Origin of the sequence: Paenibacillus tengchongensis (assembly GCF_008973665.1) — a bacterium.
GTDB lineage: Bacteria > Bacillota > Bacilli > Paenibacillales > Paenibacillaceae > Paenibacillus_AQ > Paenibacillus_AQ tengchongensis.
Genome location: NZ_WACP01000002.1, coordinates 489,709 through 511,336 on the forward strand (window position 1 = coordinate 489,709; position 21,628 = coordinate 511,336).

Consider the following 21,628-nt stretch of genomic DNA (forward strand, 5'->3'; position numbering starts at 1 on the left):
GTACGGTTTATATGGTTTTGGTGCATTTTGCTGTGATTATTTTCATGTTTTCATACACTTTTGCGCAATTTTCAATGAATTGACAAAGAGTCTGGAAGTTCAGTAAAATTAGTTGGGATTGTAGCCTATGAAGGAACAAAAAGACGGGCCCGGACTGCTGCAAACCGCTCTTGTTCTCGGCAGTGCCGGGACTTTGCTGGCCGCTTACATATTAATAGGTTTTTTTGCGGCTAGGTGGTTTCAGCATTCCATGGATGGGCCTAAGGGTTGGCTTGCTGTCGGTACGATAGCGGGACTGGTCCTTGGAAGCGTCAACGTTGTATTCCTGATCAAAAAATTTCTGGGGGAGCAAAATGGATAATATGACTCCCATGATCAATGCCGTTACCCGGGTTACGCTCGTTGTGATGGCGGGGCTGCTGATGGGCTGGGCGCTTCATCATGAGACCCGTGCAGTCACTCTGGGCATGACACTGGGGCTGCTGGCGGGATTGGTCAACTTTCGTTATCTGGCCACGAAGATCAGGCTGGTAACGTTAGCGGTTGCGAACAAAGAGGGGAAGAGCTTCAGCCTTGGATTTGTGACACGGATCTGCTTTGCTCTTTTGGTAACGATGTTCTCCGTCAAGATCGAGCACTTCTCGCTGGAAGCGACCATCGCCGGATTGTTCATTCCCCAACTTCTCTCTATTCCTGTAGGAATATATTTAAGCGTTAAGAACAAACTGTAGCAGATTAACAGAGAAAGGGGGATGATACTATGCATGAAATGCCTTTAATCTATGTCGGCGGAATACCCATTGATTTATCCGCTGTGCTGATGCTGGTGGTCAGCTGTGTCATTGTGTTTGTTCTGGCCATGCTGGCGGTCCGCAATCTGTCGGTCGAGAATCCGGGCAAGCTCCAGAATTTCATGGAGTGGGTGGTGGAATTCGTTCAAGGGATTATCAGCAGCGCTATGGATCTCAAAAAAGGAAGACCTTATATTTCGCTGGGATTGACACTGATACTGTTTATCTTTGTTTCCAATCTCTTGGGTCTGCCATTCTCTGTCATTACAGAGGCAGAAGGGCCGGTAACCATTTTCGGCCATGTGATTGAAGCGACCAAGCATCTGGTACATGGCGAACATGCGGAGATCCTGTGGTGGAAATCGCCGACTGCGGATATCAACATTACTGCAGGCCTTGCGATCATCGTGTTCCTGCTGATGAACTTCCTCGGCATCAAGAACAACGGCAAGCATTATTTCAAACACTTTGTGGAGCCGTTCCCGATCTTCTTGCCGCTGAACATCATTGAGAACCTGGCTAAGCCGGTGGCGCTTGCCATCCGTCTTTTCGCCAACATTTTCGCAGGTGAAGTTCTGATTACGGTTATTCTGAAGCTTGGTTTTGTCGGCATTCCATTCCTGGGTGTCTGGCAAGGCTTCAGTATCTTCGTCGGGGCGCTGCAGGCTTACATCTTTACCATCTTGACGATGGTGTACATCGCGCAGTATACGATTCACGAGGAAGAGGCGCATTAAGTAACTGCCGTGAGGCCGGCGGGCTTGCATCCGCTGCGCGAAAGCGGGAGATCTTATATCATCAGCAAATACAAAATGAACCTATTTTAAAGGAGGATATTTACAAATGGAATTTTTGGCAGCAGCAATCGCGGTTGGTTTGGGCGCACTCGGTGCAGGTCTTGGTAACGGTATGATCGTCAGCAGAACGGTGGAATCCATCGCACGTCAGCCGGAAGCCCGTAACGCCCTGCAGACAACAATGTTTATCGGTGTAGGTATCGTCGAAGTTATTCCTTTGGCGGCAACCGTTATCGCGTTCCTGATCATGTTTTCTTAATAAACCGTTCCTACGGTTTGGCGGGGAGGGCAAGTGCCATCCGCGCCTTACTTTTGTATACATCCGCACGCCGCGGTAACGGAAAGGAGTGACCTCAGTGACTATAGTTTGGACAAATATATTGTTTTCAATGATCGCATTTGGCATTCTGTATATCTTGCTGAACAAGTATGCTTTCAGCAAACTGTTCGGAGTCATGGAGAAGCGCCGTGAGTTGGTCATGCAGCAGATGGATGAAGCCGCAAAGACCAGAGAACAGGCGGTAGCCTATGTGGAAGAACAGAAGCAGGCCCTGCAGCAGGCACGCCAAGAGGCTCAGCAGATTATTCAGCAGTCGCAGGTTACCAGCAGCAATCAGGCCGACCGCCTTATGGAGCAAGCCAAAGCCGAGGCCGACCGCCTGAAGAACGAAGCTGTCCGGGATATCGCGAACGAGAAGAACAAGGCTGTCGAAGCACTGCGCAGCGAGCTGGGTACGGCTTCCGTACGCATCGCCTCCAAGCTTTTGGAGAAGGAAGTCAAGGCCGATGGCGAACAGGAGCAGCTGGTTGACCAATACCTCAAAGAGGTAGGAGGCCGCTCATGAGCCGCGATACGGTAGTCGCCGGACGCTACGCCAAAGCGTTGTATAACACTGCGGCGGAGAGCGGGATTATCCTCGAGGTTGAGGAGCAATTGAAGAGTGTGGTGCAAGCGCTGGATGCCGACCCGGAAGTAAAACGGTTCCTCCAGTCGCCGCGCATTTCCCAGTCCGACAAGCTGCAGGTGCTGCGCACCTCGCTAAAGGGCAAGCTCTCCTCTCCGGTGATGAATACGGTCGAACTGCTCGTGCAGCGCAGCAGAACGGATATTTTGGCAGATTTGCTTGATTCATATATCAAAATAGAAGGAGACGCCCAGGGGATCGGCGATGCAAGCGTGTATTCCGCTTACCCGCTCAGCCAGGCTGAGCAGGATCAGGTAGCGGCTGAATTCAGCGTGCTGACCGGACGCAAGATCCGGGTCACCAATCTGGTGGACCGCAGCCTGCTCGGCGGACTGAAGGTCATCATCGGCGATACGCTGTATGACGGCAGTCTGGCCGGCAAACTGGAACGTCTCGAGAAATCTTTTAACGATAAGCATAGATAGGGGTGAGGATATTGGGCATCAGACCTGAAGAAATCAGCACTTTGATCAAAAGTCAAATTGAACAGTATAAAGCCGATATCGAAGTTGCCGAAATCGGCACCGTCATTCAAGTCGGCGACGGTATCGCCCGTGTCTACGGTCTGGAAAACGCAATGGCAGGCGAGTTGCTTGAGTTCTCCAACGGTGTAGTGGGCATGGCGCTCAATCTGGAAGAAAGCAACGTCGGCGTTGTTATTCTGGGGGATTACAAAGAAATCCGCGAAGGCGATCAGGTGAAGCGTACCGGCCAGATCATGCAGGTTCCGGTCGGCGAAGCTATGCTGGGCCGCGTCGTGAACCCGCTGGGTCAGCCGCTGGACGGCAAAGGTCCTATCGCTACAACCGAATTCCGTCCGGTCGAGAACAACGCTCCTGGCGTTATCGACCGTAAATCGGTACATGAGCCGATGCAGACCGGTCTTAAAGCGATCGATGCCATGGTACCGATCGGCCGTGGCCAGCGCGAGCTGATTATCGGCGACCGTCAGACCGGTAAGACTGCAATCGCGATTGACGCGATTATCAATCAGAAGGGCAACGGCATGAAATGTATCTACGTTGCCATCGGACAAAAGCAATCCACAGTAGCACAGGTAGTGGAAACGCTCCGCCGCCACGGCGCGCTGGAGTACACCATTGTCGTGACAGCATCGGCTTCCGAGCCGTCCCCGCTGCTGTATATCGCTCCATACGCAGGCTGCGCCATGGGCGAATACTTCATGTACAGAGGCGAGCATGTTCTGGTCATCTATGATGACTTATCGAAGCAAGCCGCGGCTTACCGCGAATTGTCCCTCCTGCTCCGCCGTCCTCCGGGCCGTGAAGCGTTCCCGGGTGACGTATTCTATCTGCACTCCCGCCTTCTGGAACGTGCGGCCAAGCTTAGCGATGAGCTTGGTGGGGGTTCTTTAACCGCATTGCCGTTTATCGAAACACAGGCCTCCGACGTATCTGCCTACATTCCTACGAACGTAATTTCGATTACCGACGGCCAGATCTTCCTGGAATCCGACCTGTTCTACTCCGGTCAGCGTCCGGCCATCAACGTTGGTATCTCCGTATCCCGTGTAGGCGGCTCGGCGCAGATCAAGGCGATGAAGAAGGTAGCCGGCTCCCTGCGTCTGGATTTGGCGCAATACCGCGAGCTTCAGGCCTTCTCCCAGTTCGGCTCTGATCTCGATAAATCGACTCAAGCCCGTCTGAACCGTGGTGCCCGCATGATGGAAATTCTGAAGCAGGGCGTCAATCAGCCGTTGTCGGTTGAGCATCAGGTTATCAGCTTGTATACCGCCGTCAAAGGCCATCTTGATGATATCCCTGTCAAAGACGTTAGACGTTTCGAGAAAGAATTCCTCTCCTTTGTGGACAGCAGCGCTCCGGAAATCCTGAAATCCATTACGGATACGAAGGATCTCACGGCCGACAACGAAACTGCCCTCAAAGCAGCAATTGATAAATTCAAAAAAGGCTTTGCGACCAGCTGATAGCCTTATATAAAGCGGGCTTTGGCAGTCAGCCAAAGCTCTGCATATTCTTTGTGCATTGAGCTTTGACCCCGTCAAAGCTCAGTAACGCTACGAAGTCAGCTTTGACTTCGTCAAAGCTCAGTAATGCTCACGAAGTCAGCTTTGACTTCGTCAAAGCTCAGTAACGCTAACGAAGCCAGCTTTGGCTTCGCCAAAGCTCTAAGGTGGTGAAATCATGGCAAGAAGCATGCGTGATATTAAACGTCAAATCAAGAGCGTTCAGAACACGAGACAAATTACCAAAGCGATGGAAATGGTCGCTGCCTCCAAGCTGCGCAAGGCCCAGGAGAAGGCGGAAGCCGCCCGGCCTTATTCGGAGAAGCTGAAGGAGGTTGTCTCCAGCATTGCCGCCGGCACCAAAGAGGTATCCCATCCGATGCTGGTCAGCCGTCCGGTGAAGAAGACCGCCTATCTGATTGTAACTTCGGACAGAGGTCTGGCCGGGGGCTATAACGCCAACATTCTGCGGCAGGTAACGCTGCTTCTGGCGGAACGCCACAAGTCCAAGGACGAATACGGTTTATTTGTGATCGGACGCAAAGGCCGTGACTTCCTGCGACGCCGCGACTATCCTATCGTCGAGGAAGTAACCGAATTGTCCGATACGCCGACCTTTGCGGATATCAAATCGATTGCCTATTCTGCGGTTCAGCAGTTTGAAACGGGCGTATATGACGAGCTGTACATTTGCTATAACCGGTTCATCAATGCCATCAGCCAAGTGCCTACCGTGGATAAATTGCTGCCGATGGATACGGTAAACGGCGGCGGGCACCATGAAGCGACTGCCAATTATGAATATGAACCATCCCCGGAAGGCGTGCTTGAGGTGCTGCTTCCAAAATATGCGGAGACGCTGATTTACAGCGCCATTCTGGATGGCAAAGCCAGTGAGCTGGGTGCGAAAATGACAGCGATGGGCAGTGCCACCAAGAATGCGTCGAAGATGATCGGCAATCTCAAACTTACGTACAACCGCGCGCGTCAGGCGGCAATTACCCAAGAAATTACCGAGATCGTGGCCGGAGCAAACGCACAGTCTTAATATAAGCAAAGTTAAGCTTTGCGCTTGACTTTGTCTTATTTTTCAAGGAGGGAAAATAGAAGATGAACAAAGGACGCGTTGTGAGCATTATGGGTCCGGTTGTCGATATTGAATTTGAACGCGGCCAGCTGCCCGAAATCTTCAATGCCATTAAAATTCAGGGTACCCTGCAAAATGGCAAACCCATTGATTTGACCCTGGAGGCATCGAACCATCTGGGCGACAACCTGATCCGCTGTATTGCCATGTCCTCGACGGATGGTCTGGTCCGCGGCATGGAGGCGGTTGACCAGGGTGGACCGATTTCGGTTCCTGTAGGCGAAGCGACACTTGGCCGGGTATTCAACGTGCTTGGCGCACCGATCGACAATGGCGCCGAAGTCGTTGCCGAGAAGAACCCGATTCACCGTTCGGCACCAACCTTTGAGGAATTGTCCACCCAGGCGGAAATCCTGGAAACGGGCATCAAGGTTATCGACCTTCTGGCCCCTTATGCCAAGGGCGGTAAGATCGGTCTGTTCGGCGGCGCCGGCGTAGGCAAAACCGTTACCATTCAGGAACTGATCAACAACATCGCCCAGGAACACGGCGGGATCTCCGTATTCGCCGGCGTAGGCGAACGTACCCGTGAAGGAAATGACTTGTACCATGAAATGACCGACTCCGGCGTTATCAAGAAGACCGCGATGGTGTTCGGACAAATGAACGAGCCGCCGGGCGCGCGTCTGCGTGTAGCCTTGACCGGTCTGACCATGGCGGAATATTTCCGCGATGTGGAAGGCCGCGATACGCTGCTCTTTATCGATAACATCTTCCGCTTTACCCAAGCGGGCTCGGAAGTATCCGCCCTCCTCGGACGTATGCCTTCTGCGGTAGGTTACCAGCCGACCTTGGCTACCGAAATGGGTCAGCTCCAGGAGCGCATTACCTCCACGAAGAAGGGTTCCGTTACATCCATTCAGGCCATCTACGTGCCTGCGGATGACTATACTGACCCGGCTCCGGCTACGGCATTCGCCCACTTGGACGCAACAACCAACCTTGAGCGTAAAATCTCCGAGAAAGGGATCTTCCCTGCGGTCGATCCTCTGGCATCGAGCTCGCGTATCCTGGCTCCGGAAGTTGTCGGCGAAGAGCATTACAACGTGGCGCAAGGGGTTAAGCAGCTGCTGCAGCGCTACACCGAGCTTCAGGATATCATCGCCATCCTGGGGATGGATGAGCTCAGCGAAGAAGATAAGCTGATCGTTGCCCGTGCCCGTAAGGTGGAACGCTTCCTGTCCCAGCCTTTCCACGTGGCCGAGCAGTTCACCGGCTTCAAAGGCAAATATGTGCCAATCAAAGAAACCGTTCGCAGCTTCAAGGAAATTCTGGACGGCAAGCACGACAATCTTCCGGAAGCAGCGTTCCTGTTCGTAGGTACGGTTGAAGAAGCGGTCGAAAAGGCAAAAACGCTGTAATTTGAGCATAATTTATGCTCTCGATGCGGGCTTTGCGCTGTAAAGCTTAAATCTGGCGTTCGATGAGAGCTTTACTGCGTAAAGCTGGAGTGGATGCTTTCGATGCAAGCTTTACTACGTAAAGCTTTGAGGAGGAATGGAAGTGAATACCTTTCTGCTTGAGATTGTCACGCCGGAGCACCTCGTCTTCTCCAAACAGGTGAACAGCCTGGTCGTACGCGGAGTTGAGGGAGAGCTGGGCATTTTGCCGGGACATATTCCGCTTGTCACTCCGCTTCAGGTTGCACCGCTCACTGTTAAAGTGAACGGCGAGACCCTCACGATCGCCGTTCACGGCGGGTTCGTGGAAGTGCATAAAGACAAGGTGACAGTGCTGGCCGAAAGCGCAGAACTGCCTAAGGATATCGACCTGGAACGTGCCGAAGCGGCCAAGGAGCGCGCTCAGCGCCGTCTCCAGTCACGCAGCAGGCAAGATGAGATCGATCATCGCCGTGCAGAGCTTGCGCTGCAGCGCGCGGTTACCCGGATCAAAGTGTCCGCCGGTAAAGGACAACAATGAGGTTAGCAGCGGTCATGCTTAGGCGTGACCGCTTTCTTTTTTTGGTGCGAAAAATCATTCCGTCCCCGTAACGCCGGGCTTCCTTTCAGTCGCCGTTTTCATTTATGAAAATTTCGTAACTTCCATGTAAATCCAGGCCATTAAAGTTTAAAAATTCGTAAAAGTACTGGATTCTTTTGGCCTTCGCAAGTATGATATAAGAGTCGATTTCCGAGCAGTAAACTGACAGTGGAGGTTAACATGGAACAATTGCTCAATGTTGATTACTCAGGTGCGATCGGCACCAGCGGGCTGGTGTCCATGGTCGTTTCTTTGCTCTGTGTTGTATTATCCTGGTGGGCACTGCAGAACCTTAAGCTCGATTTGGTCATAAGATATCCCAAGAGCCCGCAAGGAAGACTGCTGCATTTGCTTTTGGCAATCGTACTCGGCCATTTCGTGGCCGGCTTTCTGCTGGATTATCTCGGATGGAGCGGGATGATGCGCAACCTGTTTTATTAAGAGTCGGTTTGGTTATATCTGTCGTAGGCTAATACGATGAGAATGGTGTCGAATAATAACGAATTATTATGCGTAGACTGATGTTTAAGAAGCATGCCCGGATACTCGGGGCAACAGACGGAATTTCCGATATTTTAACAAATGAATCTTACATTCCAAAATTAATTTCGAAATAATGGACGCGGAGGGAACCCGACATGAGCAAATTTATCGTCCGCGGTGGCAACAGATTGACCGGGAGCGTGAAAGTAAGCGGCGCGAAAAATTCCGTACTACCAATCATAGCCGCCTCTCTACTGGCAGAAGAAGGAGTAAGCGTCATTGTCGACGCGCCTCCGCTTGACGATGTAATGACCATCAGCAAAGTGCTGGAATCTTTGGGTGCAGGCGTTACATATCACGACGACATCATTGAGGTCGATGCACGGACCATCGCCAGCTGTGAAGCCCCTTATGAATGGGTGCGGAAAATGCGGGCATCCTTTTTAGTGATGGGTCCGCTGCTGACCCGTATGGGCTATACACGGATCTCACTGCCCGGCGGCTGCGCCATCGGCACAAGACCGATTGATCAGCATCTGAAAGGGTTCGAAGCGCTGGGAGCCGAGATCAGTCTCGGCCAGGGCTATATCGAGGCGAAAGCGAACGGACGCCTGCGCGGCGCCAAGATATACCTGGATGTGGCGAGTGTAGGGGCAACGGAGAACATTATGATGGCTGCTGCGCTTGCTGAAGGCGTAACGGTTATTGAGAATGCAGCAAAAGAGCCGGAAATCGTCGATCTTGCCAACTTCCTGAACGGGATGGGCGCCATCGTCCGCGGAGCCGGTACGGGAATCATCCGGATTGAAGGCGTAGAGAAGCTGCACGGTGTAAGACACAATGTCATCCCTGACCGGATTGAAGCGGGAACCTATATGGCCGCAGCGGCCATCACGGGCGGCGATGTATATGTGGAAGGCGCCATTGCCGACCATTTGGGACCGGTGATCGCCAAGATGGAGGAAATGGGAGTTACCATTATTCCCGATGAGAACGGAATCCGTGTCATCGGCGACAAGCCGCTGAAGGCAGTCGATTTGAAGACCCTGCCGTATCCGGGCTTCCCGACCGATATGCAGTCGCAGATGATGGCCTTGCTGCTGCGCTCCGAAGGCACGAGCGTCGTAACGGAAACGGTATTTGAGAACCGCTTCATGCATGTGGATGAATTCCATAACATGAATGCCGAGATCAAGATTGAAGGCCGCTCCGCCATCGTGACAGGCAATGCAAAGCTGGTAGGAGCCAAGGTGTGTGCGACCGATCTGCGCGCAGGCGCTGCGCTCATCCTGGCGGGTCTGGTGGCCGAAGGCACTACCGAGGTGAGCGGTACGCATCATATCGACCGCGGCTATGTTCACCTGGCCGAGAAGCTGTCGGCGCTGGGCGCCGATATCTGGCGCATCTCGATGGATGAGCCGGCCGTAGCCGCCAAGGAAGAGCCGGTCAAGAAGACGGAGGAACTGAAACCCCGGTTTCAGGTTCAGCCTTCCTGGATTTAAGAACGGCTATTGAATATGAGAGGGATCGCCTGCTGTGCGGGCGGTTCCTTTTTTTTGCGGATTGCTGAGTATATGTTTAAATGTATACGCTTCCAATGACGAATAAATTACCCGCGATGTGCAGGAGGGTTTAGCACTCCCCCGTTAACGGACCGCAGGAAGGTCCGGTGTTGTCATCAGCTCGGGTTTGAGTTATGGGGCAAAGTTTAGACAGTAGAGAATGGGCTTCACTTTATGGAGCAGAGTTCGGGGTCCCCGCAAAGTACCCGGAATAGGCAGCGGAGGTTATGCTTCACTTTGTGGGGCAAAGATCGGGGTCCCCGCAAAGTACCCGGGATAGGCAGCGGAGGTTGGTTTCACTTTGTGTATTCTCTCTTTCTCTCAACATATCGTTCTAGCAGCATGCTGAAACTCATATCTATAAGAATCAGCAGTGAAAAGGGAAGGAGTAGCATAGAGATGAAAGAATTCAAAAGCTTGCGGCGTGCCGGCCGGCGGCGCATTAGAGACGCATGGCACGCCGCTGCGCAGCCGGCGCGCCTGCTGCTGCGGCGCCGGCTGGCCGCCTCCGCGCGCCGGCGCCGCTTGGCCGGGCGGCGCCGCTACGCCGCCGGCCCGCATCTGCGGCGGCTCGCGCCCGCCGCCTGGCTGGCCGCGCCGCTGCTCGCTGCGCTGCTGCTGCCGCTCCTCATCGTTCCGCTGCGCAGCGGCGGCGGAACCGAGCCCCCGGCCGCGCCGCAGGCCACGGCCGGGTCTGCCCCGGCTGCGGAAGCCGCGCAGCCGCAGGTATCCGTCTATTTGTCGCGGAGCGGACAAATCGAGACGCTGCCGCTGGAGGACTACGTCAGCGGCGTGGTGGCGGCCGAGATGCCGGCGGACTTTGAGCCCGAAGCGCTCAAAGCCCAGGCCGTGGCCGCCCGCACCTTTATCGTTCGCCGCCTCGCAGCAGGCGACCGCAGCGGGGTTCCCGTTCCGGGGGCGGATGTCGCCGATACGGTAAGCCACCAGGCTTACGTATCGCAGGATACGCTGGAACGGGAGTGGGCGGCCGGCGGAAGGAGTGCCGACCTGGCCAAAATCCGCCGCGCGGTCCTGGAGACGCGCGGGACCGTGATGGTCTATCGCGGACAGCCCATCACAGCCTCCTTCTTCTCCTCCAGCGGCGGGTACACGGAGAACTCCGAGGAATATTGGAATGCTGCTGTTCCTTATCTGCGCAGCGTCGCGAGTCCCTGGGAGCAGGAGATTACCCCGGAGTGGGCGGTCACCTACACGTTTACGGACAGCGAGCTCCGCAGCAAGCTGGGACTGGAGAGCGGGGCGGTCCCTGTCTCTAAGACCCTGACGGGTTCCCGGCAGGCACAGCCGGTCTCGGCCGGGGGCAGTACCTTGCAGGCCGAGGTGCTCTCGCTGACCTCGGGTCACCGGGTTAAGGAAATCTCCATTGCCGGCACTGTCTTTACCGGGCGGGAGATCCGTGAGAAGCTTGGCCTGCGCTCCAGCCAATTCACCTGGAAGCGGCAGAACGATAAAGTGATGATCACCACCTACGGCAACGGCCACGGTGTCGGCATGAGCCAGTGGGGCGCGAACGGCATGGCCCGTGAAGGCGGCACGGCTACGCAAATTCTCAAACACTATTACAGCGGCGTCGGCTTCGCCCAAGTCTCAACTCTTTTGAAAAAATAACTTGCAAGATACGTATAAAAGCGATTCGCCCGGTAACACTTGTTACTGAGGTGATAAACATATGAATGAACAAGACAAAAACAAAGTAAACCATGATGAATCTCTCAAAAACAAACAGGGAGATTCCGGCGTGAAGCCCTCGTCATGGCGCAAAGCGTTATCCAAACGCTGGGTGTTCCCGGCAGTTTACACAGCGGCAGCGGCTATTATACTAACCTTGGTATGGGTCTATCAGGATGCCGGCCAAAAGCCGCTGAACGATGAACAGACCACCGCTGTCTCGCAGCAAGCTCCGTCAGGCAATGAATCGGCCACTGCCGGCGGAGAGCCTGAAGCCGTTGAAGTCGTAGCGTCGGCGGAAACGCTGGCCTGGCCGGTAGCCAATCCTGGCGAAGTACAGGTGGTAAAGCCATTCTATGACGAGAACGGTACTGAAGAGAATCATGTGGCCGCCATGGTGCAGTACAACGATACCTTTACACCGAATGCCGGGATTGACATTGCCCGCGAGGACAACCAGACCTTTGAGGTCAAAGCTGCGCTTGGCGGTGAAGTAACCCGGGTGGAAGATGTGGCCGTATTCGGCAAGGTGGTTGAAATCACTTCTCCGGACAGCCGGCAAACCGTGTATCAAAGCCTCGGCGAAGTTAAAGTGAAGCAGGGCGATCAGGTGAAGCAAGGCGATACGCTGGCTACGGCCGGACGCAGTGAAATTGAGAAGAACCTGGGCAACCACGTGCACTTTGAAGTGCATGAGGACGGCAAGCCGGTCAATCCGAGCGATCTGCTGCCGCAGCGTTAATCCGCTTTTGATAGGCGGGGGCTATTCGCCCCCGCCTTTTTGCATCCCGGGATATCTTGCTATCCGCAAAGTACCTGAGCCTGCTTCAGCCAGGGGTCTACATCACCGGGCTATTTTATTGACGATCCCCGCAGTGCCTTTAGTTTGTCCAGGAAATAAAATGAGCCCCAAGGAGCTTGTCACGCCCTGAAAGCGCGAATATCTAGGCCCGCCCCTCATATAATGTACCAAACTATCCACAGTTGGGAGGCGGGAGCGTGCACGATTACATCAAGGAACGTACGATCAAAATCGGACGCTGCATCGTGGAAACCAGGCATACGGTCCGGACGATAGCCAAGGAATTTGGCGTTTCAAAAAGCACGGTGCATAAAGACTTGACTGAGCGTTTGCCGGAGATCAATCCGGATCTGGCAGACCAGGTGAAGCATATTCTCGAATATCACAAGCAGGTCCGTCATCTTCGGGGGGGAGAGGCCACTAAGATCAAATATAAAAAAACGTCCGGTAAAAAAAGGGAAGTCGCCATAGCCGCAAAGCCATGAGATTGTCGCTATTTTAAGCAATTATTCAGGCATGATACATTGTAACCTTCCCCTAAAGTATGGTATTTTTAAATTTAGTTCCATCCGGACAATTCTCATCTAAAATAACACTTTGGGGGCTTTTTCATTATGCTTAGCAAGGATATCGGAATTGATCTTGGCACGGCCAATGTGCTTATTCATGTCAAAGGGAGGGGGGTTGTTCTTGATGAACCCTCCGTGGTCACGCTTGAAAGTGATACGAAGAGAGTCCTTGCGGTCGGAGAACAGGCTCGCCGCATGGTCGGACGTACACCCGGGAACATCACAACCATCCGTCCGCTCCGCGACGGCGTCATTGCCGATTTTGCCATCACCGAAACGATGCTTAAATATTTCATCGACCGTGTAGGCGGCCGCAGCTGGTACGCCAAGCCACGCATTTTGATCTGTGCCCCCACCAATATCACATCGGTTGAACAGAAAGCAATCCGGGAGGCTGCCGAACGCAGCGGGGCCAAGGATGTGTATATGGAGGAAGAACCGAAGGCTGCGGCCATCGGTGCAGGCATGGATATTTACCAACCGAGCGGAAATATGGTCGTCGATATTGGCGGCGGAACGACGGACGTAGCCGTGTTGTCCATGGGCGACGTCGTTACCGCCTCCTCGATTAAAGTCGCGGGGGACAAGTTCGACGAGGCCATTTTAAAATATATCAAGCAGAAATATAAGCTGTTGATCGGTGAGCGTACGGCGGAGGACATCAAAGTATCCATCGGTACGGTCCGCACCGGTATGCAGAAGGAGATCGACATCCGCGGACGCGATATGGTCAGCGGTCTGCCGCAGACACTTACGGTGACGGCCGATGAGGCGCGCGAAGCGCTGTGGGATCCGGTTTCGATGATCGTGGCGGCGGCCAAATCAGTGCTGGAACGTACACCTCCGGAGCTTTCAGCGGACATTATCGACCGCGGCGTTGTGCTGACTGGCGGGGGGGCGATGCTCAACGGGCTGGACGAACTGCTCTCCGAGGAGCTGCACGTGCCGGTGTGGGTAGCGGAAGATCCGATGCATTGTGTGGTCAAGGGAACGGGAATTATGCTGGACCATTTGGACAAAGTTTCTAAGAAAAAATTCTAAGCCGGCCGATAATAAGAGTAACAGCAGATTTCAGGAAGGTGGATATTCCTCATGATCAGAGGCTTATATACGGCGGCGGCAGGAATGGTGGCCCAGCAGCGCAGACACGATACGGCAACGCAGAATATTGCGAATGCGAATACAACGGGGTACAAGCAGGTGAACAGTGTCAGCCATGCTTTTCCCGAAGTGCTGATCTCCGCCATGAGCGGCGGCGAAGCGAAGACGGTGGGCCGGATGAACACGGGGGTATTCGCCGAACAATCCATTTCCCAATATTTGCAGGGCGATCTTATCGAGAGCGGCAAGACGCTGGACCTTGCACTTTCCGCCGATCTTCAGGTAGCGAATCCTGGAGGCGGAGGAAATATCCAGTTTGACGGATCGGGTAAGTATGTAAGCCCTGAGGGCGAGGTTATTTACCAGCCGCAGGCATTCTTTACTGTACAGGATGACGAAGGCAACAATTTATATACACGCAACGGCAGCTTTACGGTGAGCCCGGCGGGCGAGGTCTTGAGTGCAGGAGGCTTCCGTGTGCTGGATGCAGGCGGCAACCCGCTGGTCTTGACAGGGCCTGAGGATCAATTTAAAGTGGACGGGCAGGGCAATGTGATTAATCCGGAGACGGGGCTTCCGAGCGGAGTGCGTATCGGTATCAGTGTAGTCACCCAGCCTCAGGAGCTGGTGCGCGACGGAAACGGCGTGTTTCATGCTGATGATGCCGATGCGGCAGAAATCCGCTTTGCCGGTGCGGCAGACAATCTGCAGCTCCGTCAGGGATATCTGGAGAATTCCAATGTGGATATTACCCAGGTTACCGTAGATATGAATGCCGCCTACCGGGCTTATGAAGCCAATCAGAAAGTGATTCAATTTTATGACAGCAGCCTGCAGAAGGCCGTTAACGAAGTCGGCAGAGTATAGCGGGAGGGTTGACCCATGAACAATTCGACAATCGGAGCCGCTGTTTCGATGTCCAGCCTGCAGCAGCGGCTGGACATTATCGCGGACAATATTGCCAATATGAATACGGCCGGATACAAGAGCAAGGAAGGCTCCTTCGAGGATGTGCTCACCCGTGTCCAGCAGCAGTCCCGGGATTACTATCAGACCGGCCGCAGCATGCCGCTGGGCTTCAATATCGGGTATGGCGTTCGCGTCTCCACCATCAGCAACAACTGGGAGGAAGGGACACTCCAGGAAACGGGCAACCCGACGGATCTGGCGCTGCAGGGCAACGGCCTCTTCGGCGTTCAGGTGAACGGTGCGGTCGCTTATACGCGCCAGGGCGCCTTTCATTTCACTCCCGATCCGGGTAATGCTGACAGCATGCTGCTGGTTGACAATACAGGCAACTCTGTACTGAATACCGAAGGCGAACCGATCACCGTGCCGGTGAATGTCAGTGCTGCGATTGATGAATACGGCCGTGTGCTGACCAAGACCGGGGAGAATGAGCCGGCTGAGATAGCCGGTACGATTATGATCGTGGAGCCGCTGAGCAAGAGTACCCTGCAGGCGGTAGACGGTAACTTTTATGTGCTTCCGGATGGCGTAACGGCGGATGAGGCATTTGTGCAGCGGGCAGCCGGAGAGGCGGCGGCAGTCGGCGTACGCTCCGGATATCTGGAACAATCCAATGTGGATCTGAGCAAGGAAATAACTGAAATGATGCAGGTCCAGCGGATCTATCAGCTTGCCGCCCGGGCACTCTCCTCCAGTGACCAGATGCTGGGGCTGGCTAATACTATGCGCGGGTAGGTGAAGGGATGAGTCCTCAGAACTCGCAACGACAAGAACAAGAACCGACAGAAGCACCAAAGCCTGAAGTCAGGAAACGCCGGTCAGCCTGGAGGATTATTCAGTGGTTTCTGATTCCGCTGCTGCTCATTGCTGCGCTTGGCTGCGGTCTGACGGCAGGTTACGTGTTGCTCGGAAAGAGAGAATTCGCTGAAGTGCTCCAATGGAGCACTTGGAAGCATGTATATGACCTGGTGTTTGCGCCTTAACACTGGACCGGTGAAGGCGGTTTGCGAAGCTCCCCTGTTGTGCAGGGGAGTTTTCTTTTTTATACTGGAAACTGTATAATGATGGAGGGCTGGAGGAACACCAAAAGGGCCCTCTCCGCCTCGCAGCTGCATGCGGTGGAGAAAGCCCCTTATTTTAACCTCCACTGCTGCAGGTGGTGAAGGATATTATAGTTTTGACCGAAGCGGCCCATATTTATGCAGGTTCTCTTAGAGATTTAGAGCTGGCTTTGTTTTCTAAAGATGCGGTTACATAGTGAAAGGAGCTTTTTGCCCCAATGATGAATATCAATGAAATCCAGGAAATTATCCCGCACCGGCCCCCGTTTCTGCTGGTGGACAAAATAACCGAGATCGAGATGGGTAAACGTGCGGTGGGCATTAAGAACGTTACCGTCAACGAGCCGTTTTTTGCCGGACACTTTCCCGGTTATCCGGTTATGCCCGGCGTACTGATTACCGAGGCGTTGGCCCAGGTAGGGGCGGTCGCCATTCTGGGCGTGGAAGCCAACCGCGGCAAGATCGGCTTTCTGGCCGGACTGGACGGCTTCCGTTTCCGCGGTCAGGTCGTGCCAGGGGATACATTGACGCTTGAGGTGGAGATCACCCGGCTGAAAGGCAGCATTGGCAAGGGACAAGCTACAGCCAAGGTGGAGGACAAAGTCGTCGCCTCCGGGGAAATTATGTTCGCGCTTAGCTGACCCCTGTTATACAATCACTTATTATAGAGGAGAAGGAGAGATTTCATATGACGCAATTGAGCCAAGCAGCGGCAGAAACCCTGTCCCGCTGGTTGCAGGACCCTTCTGTAGATGAACTGACCAAGGCAGAGCTGAAGGCGCTGGAGAATGATCCGCAGGAGCTGGAGGAACGCTTTTACCGTGATTTGGAATTCGGCACTGGCGGTTTGCGCGGTGTTATCGGCGCGGGCAGCAACCGGATTAACCGGTATACGGTTGGCCGCGCTACTCAAGGCTTTGCCAATTATATTCTGGAGCAGCATCAGGGAGAGGGCAGACCGTCCGTAGTCATTGCCCACGATTCCCGCCGCTTCTCGCCGGAATTTGCCCTGGAGACAGCGCTTGTGCTGGCCGGCAACGGCATTGAAGCCCATTTGTACCCATCCCTACGCTCTACGCCGCAGTTGTCCTTCTCGGTCCGGCATTTACAGGCTTCGGGCGGCGTGGTGATTACGGCAAGTCATAATCCTCCGGAATATAACGGGTACAAGGTGTATAACGCTGAAGGCGGGCAGCTGGTGCCGGACGAGGCAGAGAAGGTTATCGCCCACATTCTTGAAGTGGATTCCTTCAATGGCGTAAAGCGCCTGTCCCGCGAAGAAGCGGAAGCCGGCGGACTGCTGCACTGGCTCGGTGAGCAGGAAGATGAGGCCTTCACGGATACGGTGGCGGCAGTAAGTGTAGCCCGTGATGAGATTGTTTCGACGCTCGGCAAAGACTTTAAGATTGTATACACTCCGCTGCACGGAACAGGCAATCTGCCGGTTCGCAGTGTACTGAAGAAGATCGGCTTCACCCAGGTGCATGTGGTGCCTGAGCAGGAGCAGCCCGATTCTGAATTCTCCACGGTGAAGTCGCCGAATCCGGAGGAACGCGAAGCCTTCACGCTGGCGATCAAGCTGGGCGAAGAGCTGGGTGCCGATCTGCTGATTGGCACCGATCCGGACGCCGACCGGATGGGAGCCGTTGTGCGCGACAATGAAGGCAAATTCGTTGTGCTGTCCGGCAATCAGTCGGGCGCGCTGATGATTCATTATTATCTGAGCCGTCTGCAGGAACAGGGCAAGCTTCCGCAGAACGGTGCCGTCGTCAAGACAATTGTTACGAGCGAGATGGGAGCGGCAGTAGCGCAGCATTACGGAGCTACCGTGTTCAATACCCTGACCGGCTTCAAATATATCGGCGAAAAAATGACGCAGTTCGAACAGTCCGGTGATTATACCTACCTCTTCGGCTACGAAGAAAGCTATGGCTATCTGGCCGGGAACTATGCCCGCGACAAGGACGCTGTGCTGGCGGCTATGCTGATTGCCGAGGCCGGGGCGTATTATAAGGCCCAAGGCAAAACACTTTATGATGTGCTTCAGGAATTGTATGAACAGTTCGGCTACTTCCTTGAAAGTTTGGAGTCCCGTACGCTGAAGGGCAAAGACGGCGTGGCCCAAATCCAGGGAATCATGGCCGACTGGCGGAGCAACCCGCCGCAGGAGATCGCCGGAGCGGGCGTAACGGAAGTTTTGGATTACTCGCTCGGCCTTGACGGTCTTCCGAAGGAAAATGTACTTAAATATTTGCTGTCTGACGGTTCCTGGTTCTGCCTGCGTCCTTCCGGTACAGAACCGAAAATCAAGGTTTACTTTGCGGTACGGGGCGAGTCGCTCCAGAACGCCAAAGATAAGGTAGCCGCCCTGACTGAACAGGTTATGGGCCGTGTTGACGGGAAATAATACAAGATAAATCGGTTAAAGCAGAAACGGATACTGCTCCTTTCAAGGACGCACATCCGTTTCTGCATGAAAAGGGACGGTTGTTAGGCAAATTATGGGTATGCAGCCGCCTGTAAAGTGGCTTTACAGCGATAGAGGAGGTACTTTTGGTGCAGCAGAAATGGCAAAGGTGGAATATGGCTTCACGGAAATGGTTATGGATCCTGGTGGTGCTCGGTGTAATTTCAGCGCTCCCGGTTGTCTATGACCGGCTTCAGACAGAAAAGTCATCCAAGACGGTGGAATTTGTATTTGATTACCGCGATCTTGTGGAGGTGGCCAGCTACCGCAGCAACCCGCAGGATTATATATCCGAGCAGCTTGACCGTTTGAAGGAAGCCGGCGTGCAAAGCATGGCCATCTATGAGAATACGCTTGAGGATTTCCGTAAGGCGCGCCGCCTGATGATCTGGGGAGCGGCTGACATCGCTAATCTTACCGATACCGTCATTCCCGAGAATGAGAACTTTACATATGTTCTCTTTACAAGTGCGGAGAACAACTCGGCATTGGCGCCGATTATCCGGGAAGCATTTGCGGGCCAGAATATCGCTACGGAGAATTGGAGCTTCCGCGGCCAGCAGGGACTTATAATCCAGACTCCGATGGAGGATGCCACGCTGAAGCCGCTGCAGCCCGACCCGCTTACGCTGGAAATGCTGCACGACAAAGGCTTTAATATCGTACCGCGTCTGCTGGACTCGCTTCCTTACAATCAGGAGGCAGTCACGAAGCTGCTGGACCTATATGCGGAACTGGGCGTTAAACGGATTTTGTTCGAAGGTGAGTCTGTTAAGGGCTTCAACGATAATGAAGACTTGAACAGCATCGAGGCCTTTGCCGATTTGCTGAACGAGCGTGGGATTGGTATTGCTGCTATCGAAAATATAAAGGCTCAGCAGAAGGGCTTTTCCAAGCTGGCCTATTTGCTGGATTATAACGTTACACGGCTGTACTCACTCAGCGAGGGCGATTCCAACTTGAGTCCGGAAGTGATATCCGACCGCTTTGCACTGGCAACCAAGGACCGTAATATCCGGATGCTCTATTTGAACACGATTCCGCTGCGCAACACCTCTAAGGCGCAGATCACCGACAGTCTGGATAATCTCATTACCAGTCTTACCGGACCGGAAGGAGCAGTAGCCAAGATTGAGGATAACGGATTTACCCTGGGACAGGCTACTGCCTTCGATGTGGCGGATTCCTCGTTCCAGCGTTATTTCAAGCTCGGCGCTGTCGTCGGTGCCGTATCTATGGTTGCTTTGCTGGTTTCTTATTTCATTCCTTGGCTGACACTTGCAGCCTGGGCGCTTGGCCTTGTAGGCAGCGCAGGACTTATTGTTCTGAAGCCTACACTGTTTGAACAGGCGCTGGCACTGGCTGTGGCTATCAGTGCGCCGACAGTCGCTATGGTGATGGCTGTCCGCAAAATCAATGAGCAGGGGCCGCCGCTCGGTGCAGCCGCACGCAAGTACACGGCGATGAGTCCGCGCCGCAGGCTGGCGCACAGCCTGGTGCTGTATGTGAAGACTGCGCTGATCTCCCTCAGTGCCGTGCCTTTTGTCATCGCACTGTTGAACAATGTCACCTACGCGCTGGTGCTGAACCAGTTCCGTGGCGTAAGCCTGCTTCACCTGGCTCCGATCGCCCTTACCGGTATTTACGTGCTGCTGTACCGCGGAGAGTTTGCGTTCAACAAGACCGGCAAGCTGCTGCGGACGCCGGTTACGCTGGCAATGGTTGCTGCCGCCGTCGTTGTTGCAGCGGTTGGCTGGTATTACCTCAAGCGAACCGGAAACAGCGGGAGCGTCAGTGCACTGGAAATGTCTTTCCGGACCTTCCTGGAGAACACGGTGCATGTGCGGCCGCGCAATAAGGAATTCCTGCTTGCCCATCCGTTATTTATTCTCGGGGCCTTTATGGCCTATAAGTACCGGAATGCCGCCTTTATTCTGATTATTGCGGTAATCGGCCAGCTCTCGATGGTTGATACCTTTGCCCATATTCATTCTCCGATTGTAATTTCCCTGATCCGCGGGCTGCTTGGCCTCGGCCTGGGTCTTGTTATCGGTCTGATTGCAGTGGGAGTCTGGCAAATTGCGGAAGGGTGTTGGAAACGATGGTCGCCGCTCCTCAAAAAATAATCATCTCCGGATATTACGGCTTCCGGAACAGCGGGGATGAGGCGGTCCTGCAATCGATTCTGCTGGCGCTGCGCAAGTATTCGGAAGCGGCCGGAGTTGATCTGGAGCCTGTCGTGCTGTCTATTGATCCTGAAGGGACCAGTGCCGCCTACGGGGTGAAATCCGTGCACCGGATGAAGCTGATGGAGGTTCGGCAGGCTATTTACGAGAGCGCCGGACTGATTAGCGGCGGCGGCAGCCTGCTGCAGGATGTAACCAGCGGCAAGACGATCCCTTACTATCTGGCCGTGATCAAGATGGCCCAGTGGATGGGCCGGCCTACCTTTATCTATGCCCAGGGCATCGGCCCGGTAAACCGCAAACTGTTCCATCCGCTGATCAAAGCGGTATTCCGCAAGTGCACTTACATTTCCGTGCGCGATGAGAAATCACGCGCGCTGCTGCAGTCCATGGGATTGACCGGAGAGCGCATCGATGTGGTGCCTGACCCGGTGATGGGTTTAGCGCTTCCTCAGGAAGCACCGGCAGCTGCGGCTGTTAGTGGCCATAATAGCACTGCAGAGGGGAATGGCCTTAAGCGTGTAGGCATTTCCGTCCGTTTCTGGGAAGAATCCAGAAGAGAGCTGGATGCCATTGCTGACGGCCTGCTGCAGGCCTGTGCCCAGGCTCCGCTGCACCTGCGTTTTCTGCCGTTCCATCACCCATTAGACAATGAAGCTTCGCGCTATGTGATGCAGCGTGTGGAGAATAGGGTCGCTGAGCTTGGCGGAAGGGTGAGCCTCTGTGAGGACGCTCTTCATCCGCTGCAGATGCTGCGTGAAGTAGCCTGCTGCGACGCCCTCATCGGGATGCGGCTGCACAGCCTGATTTACGCTGCAGGCCGCCGTGTGCCGCTGATGGGCGTATCCTATGATCCGAAGATTGACCATTTTCTGGAGCAGATTGATTCCCGTCCCGTCGGTTCGACGGCATCGCTGGACAGTTCGCAGGTTGCCCGCGAGCTGCTCCGGCTGCTGGAGTCCGGCGATGTATGGCGACGGGAGCGTGAGCCGCTGATTGCCAGGCTGGTTGAAGAAGCCGAGGCGCCTGCCCGGCAGATTACCGAATATTTTCACCGCAAAGGATGAGTGAT

General features: G+C 54.3%; 23 protein-coding genes. All 23 read left to right on the plus strand.

Features of this window, described 5'->3' with window-relative positions; genetic code table 11:
• The first annotated feature begins 127 nt into the window (after positions 1 to 127).
• The 23 genes from F1381_RS05010 to csaB all read left to right on the plus strand — a co-directional run bounded on the left by F1381_RS05010 (position 128) and on the right by csaB (position 21,623).
• Complete coding sequence (locus F1381_RS05010) at positions 128 to 361, plus strand: ATPase F0F1 (RefSeq protein WP_151733718.1); 234 nt, start codon at positions 128 to 130, stop codon at positions 359 to 361.
• A complete protein-coding gene (locus F1381_RS05015; RefSeq protein ID WP_151733719.1) occupies positions 354 to 731 on the plus strand; it encodes an ATP synthase subunit I in 378 nt (125 codons plus the stop codon). The genes F1381_RS05010 and F1381_RS05015 overlap by 8 nt, the downstream gene beginning before the upstream one ends.
• A gap of 29 nt (positions 732 to 760) precedes the next feature.
• A complete protein-coding gene (atpB, locus tag F1381_RS05020) occupies positions 761 to 1,528 on the plus strand; it encodes a F0F1 ATP synthase subunit A (RefSeq protein WP_151733720.1) in 768 nt (255 codons plus the stop codon).
• 106 nt (positions 1,529 to 1,634) lie between these two features.
• Positions 1,635 to 1,847 carry a F0F1 ATP synthase subunit C gene (gene atpE / locus F1381_RS05025; protein ID WP_039877624.1) on the plus strand — a complete coding sequence of 71 codons (213 nt, stop codon included), beginning with the start codon at positions 1,635 to 1,637 and terminating at the stop codon, positions 1,845 to 1,847.
• 130 nt (positions 1,848 to 1,977) lie between these two features.
• On the plus strand, positions 1,978 to 2,433 hold the full coding sequence (atpF, locus tag F1381_RS05030) for a F0F1 ATP synthase subunit B (RefSeq protein ID WP_425495243.1): 456 nt from the start codon (positions 1,978 to 1,980) through the stop codon (positions 2,431 to 2,433).
• Entirely contained in the window at positions 2,430 to 2,978 is a 549-nt protein-coding gene (locus tag F1381_RS05035; RefSeq protein WP_151733722.1) for a F0F1 ATP synthase subunit delta, read from the plus strand. The genes atpF and F1381_RS05035 overlap by 4 nt, the downstream gene beginning before the upstream one ends.
• Positions 2,979 to 2,989: 11 nt before the next feature.
• A complete protein-coding gene (gene atpA, locus F1381_RS05040) occupies positions 2,990 to 4,501 on the plus strand; it encodes a F0F1 ATP synthase subunit alpha (RefSeq protein WP_151733723.1) in 1,512 nt (503 codons plus the stop codon).
• A 217-nt stretch (positions 4,502 to 4,718) separates the two neighbouring features.
• Positions 4,719 to 5,588: an ATP synthase F1 subunit gamma gene (gene atpG / locus F1381_RS05045; protein ID WP_151733724.1), complete on the plus strand. Its 870-nt coding sequence runs from the start codon at positions 4,719 to 4,721 to the stop codon at positions 5,586 to 5,588.
• A 62-nt stretch (positions 5,589 to 5,650) separates the two neighbouring features.
• A complete protein-coding gene (gene atpD / locus F1381_RS05050; RefSeq protein WP_151733725.1) occupies positions 5,651 to 7,048 on the plus strand; it encodes a F0F1 ATP synthase subunit beta in 1,398 nt (465 codons plus the stop codon).
• Between the two features lie 142 nt (positions 7,049 to 7,190).
• The gene (locus F1381_RS05055; protein WP_151733726.1) at positions 7,191 to 7,607 is read left to right on the plus strand and encodes a F0F1 ATP synthase subunit epsilon; all 417 of its coding nucleotides are present in this window, start codon (positions 7,191 to 7,193) and stop codon (positions 7,605 to 7,607) included.
• Between the two features lie 240 nt (positions 7,608 to 7,847).
• On the plus strand, positions 7,848 to 8,108 hold the full coding sequence (locus F1381_RS05060) for a DUF1146 family protein (protein WP_151733727.1): 261 nt from the start codon (positions 7,848 to 7,850) through the stop codon (positions 8,106 to 8,108).
• Positions 8,109 to 8,305: 197 nt separating this feature from the next.
• Positions 8,306 to 9,652, plus strand: a complete 1,347-nt coding sequence (gene murA, locus F1381_RS05065) for a UDP-N-acetylglucosamine 1-carboxyvinyltransferase (protein ID WP_151733728.1) — start codon at positions 8,306 to 8,308, stop codon at positions 9,650 to 9,652.
• Positions 9,653 to 10,111: 459 nt separating this feature from the next.
• A complete protein-coding gene (gene spoIID / locus F1381_RS05070) occupies positions 10,112 to 11,341 on the plus strand; it encodes a stage II sporulation protein D (RefSeq protein ID WP_151733729.1) in 1,230 nt (409 codons plus the stop codon).
• Between the two features lie 61 nt (positions 11,342 to 11,402).
• The gene (locus F1381_RS05075; RefSeq protein WP_151733730.1) at positions 11,403 to 12,143 is read left to right on the plus strand and encodes a M23 family metallopeptidase; all 741 of its coding nucleotides are present in this window, start codon (positions 11,403 to 11,405) and stop codon (positions 12,141 to 12,143) included.
• Between the two features lie 257 nt (positions 12,144 to 12,400).
• Positions 12,401 to 12,688, plus strand: a complete 288-nt coding sequence (gene spoIIID, locus F1381_RS05080) for a sporulation transcriptional regulator SpoIIID (RefSeq protein WP_151733731.1) — start codon at positions 12,401 to 12,403, stop codon at positions 12,686 to 12,688.
• A gap of 129 nt (positions 12,689 to 12,817) precedes the next feature.
• Positions 12,818 to 13,813: a rod shape-determining protein MreB gene (gene mreB / locus F1381_RS05085; RefSeq protein WP_151733732.1), complete on the plus strand. Its 996-nt coding sequence runs from the start codon at positions 12,818 to 12,820 to the stop codon at positions 13,811 to 13,813.
• 51 nt (positions 13,814 to 13,864) lie between these two features.
• Positions 13,865 to 14,740 (plus strand): flagellar hook-basal body protein, encoded by an 876-nt coding sequence (locus F1381_RS05090; protein ID WP_151733733.1) that lies wholly within the window; start codon positions 13,865 to 13,867, stop codon positions 14,738 to 14,740.
• Between the two features lie 15 nt (positions 14,741 to 14,755).
• Complete coding sequence (locus F1381_RS05095; protein WP_151733734.1) at positions 14,756 to 15,577, plus strand: flagellar hook-basal body protein; 822 nt, start codon at positions 14,756 to 14,758, stop codon at positions 15,575 to 15,577.
• Positions 15,578 to 15,585: 8 nt separating this feature from the next.
• On the plus strand, positions 15,586 to 15,825 hold the full coding sequence (locus tag F1381_RS05100) for a DNA-directed RNA polymerase subunit beta (RefSeq protein ID WP_151733735.1): 240 nt from the start codon (positions 15,586 to 15,588) through the stop codon (positions 15,823 to 15,825).
• A 296-nt stretch (positions 15,826 to 16,121) separates the two neighbouring features.
• Positions 16,122 to 16,544 carry a 3-hydroxyacyl-ACP dehydratase FabZ gene (fabZ, locus tag F1381_RS05105; RefSeq protein ID WP_151733736.1) on the plus strand — a complete coding sequence of 141 codons (423 nt, stop codon included), beginning with the start codon at positions 16,122 to 16,124 and terminating at the stop codon, positions 16,542 to 16,544.
• A gap of 47 nt (positions 16,545 to 16,591) precedes the next feature.
• Positions 16,592 to 18,310, plus strand: a complete 1,719-nt coding sequence (locus F1381_RS05110; RefSeq protein ID WP_151733737.1) for a phospho-sugar mutase — start codon at positions 16,592 to 16,594, stop codon at positions 18,308 to 18,310.
• A gap of 149 nt (positions 18,311 to 18,459) precedes the next feature.
• On the plus strand, positions 18,460 to 20,496 hold the full coding sequence (locus F1381_RS05115) for a DUF5693 family protein (protein ID WP_151733738.1): 2,037 nt from the start codon (positions 18,460 to 18,462) through the stop codon (positions 20,494 to 20,496).
• On the plus strand, positions 20,472 to 21,623 hold the full coding sequence (csaB, locus tag F1381_RS05120; protein WP_151733869.1) for a polysaccharide pyruvyl transferase CsaB: 1,152 nt from the start codon (positions 20,472 to 20,474) through the stop codon (positions 21,621 to 21,623). The genes F1381_RS05115 and csaB overlap by 25 nt, the downstream gene beginning before the upstream one ends.
• Positions 21,624 to 21,628 lie beyond the last annotated feature (5 nt).

Excerpts from the sequence above, each read along its gene's own strand:
- spoIID (WP_151733729.1), top strand. The coding sequence starts at position 10,112 with ATGAAAGAATTCAAAAGCTTGCGGCGTGCCGGCCGGCGGCGCATTAGA.
- murA (WP_151733728.1), top strand. The coding sequence starts at position 8,306 with ATGAGCAAATTTATCGTCCGCGGTGGCAACAGATTGACCGGGAGCGTG.
- atpE (WP_039877624.1), top strand. The coding sequence starts at position 1,635 with ATGGAATTTTTGGCAGCAGCAATCGCGGTTGGTTTGGGCGCACTCGGT.
- F1381_RS05015 (WP_151733719.1), top strand. The coding sequence starts at position 354 with ATGGATAATATGACTCCCATGATCAATGCCGTTACCCGGGTTACGCTC.
- atpG (WP_151733724.1), top strand. The coding sequence starts at position 4,719 with ATGGCAAGAAGCATGCGTGATATTAAACGTCAAATCAAGAGCGTTCAG.
- F1381_RS05035 (WP_151733722.1), top strand. The coding sequence starts at position 2,430 with ATGAGCCGCGATACGGTAGTCGCCGGACGCTACGCCAAAGCGTTGTAT.
- atpB (WP_151733720.1), top strand. The coding sequence starts at position 761 with ATGCATGAAATGCCTTTAATCTATGTCGGCGGAATACCCATTGATTTA.
- F1381_RS05075 (WP_151733730.1), top strand. The coding sequence starts at position 11,403 with ATGAATGAACAAGACAAAAACAAAGTAAACCATGATGAATCTCTCAAA.
- F1381_RS05095 (WP_151733734.1), top strand. The coding sequence starts at position 14,756 with ATGAACAATTCGACAATCGGAGCCGCTGTTTCGATGTCCAGCCTGCAG.
- fabZ (WP_151733736.1), top strand. The coding sequence starts at position 16,122 with ATGATGAATATCAATGAAATCCAGGAAATTATCCCGCACCGGCCCCCG.
- mreB (WP_151733732.1), top strand. The coding sequence starts at position 12,818 with ATGCTTAGCAAGGATATCGGAATTGATCTTGGCACGGCCAATGTGCTT.
- atpF (WP_425495243.1), top strand. The coding sequence starts at position 1,978 with ATGATCGCATTTGGCATTCTGTATATCTTGCTGAACAAGTATGCTTTC.
- F1381_RS05100 (WP_151733735.1), top strand. The coding sequence starts at position 15,586 with ATGAGTCCTCAGAACTCGCAACGACAAGAACAAGAACCGACAGAAGCA.
- csaB (WP_151733869.1), top strand. The coding sequence starts at position 20,472 with ATGGTCGCCGCTCCTCAAAAAATAATCATCTCCGGATATTACGGCTTC.
- F1381_RS05010 (WP_151733718.1), top strand. The coding sequence starts at position 128 with ATGAAGGAACAAAAAGACGGGCCCGGACTGCTGCAAACCGCTCTTGTT.
- F1381_RS05060 (WP_151733727.1), top strand. The coding sequence starts at position 7,848 with ATGGAACAATTGCTCAATGTTGATTACTCAGGTGCGATCGGCACCAGC.
- F1381_RS05090 (WP_151733733.1), top strand. The coding sequence starts at position 13,865 with ATGATCAGAGGCTTATATACGGCGGCGGCAGGAATGGTGGCCCAGCAG.
- atpD (WP_151733725.1), top strand. The coding sequence starts at position 5,651 with ATGAACAAAGGACGCGTTGTGAGCATTATGGGTCCGGTTGTCGATATT.
- F1381_RS05110 (WP_151733737.1), top strand. The coding sequence starts at position 16,592 with ATGACGCAATTGAGCCAAGCAGCGGCAGAAACCCTGTCCCGCTGGTTG.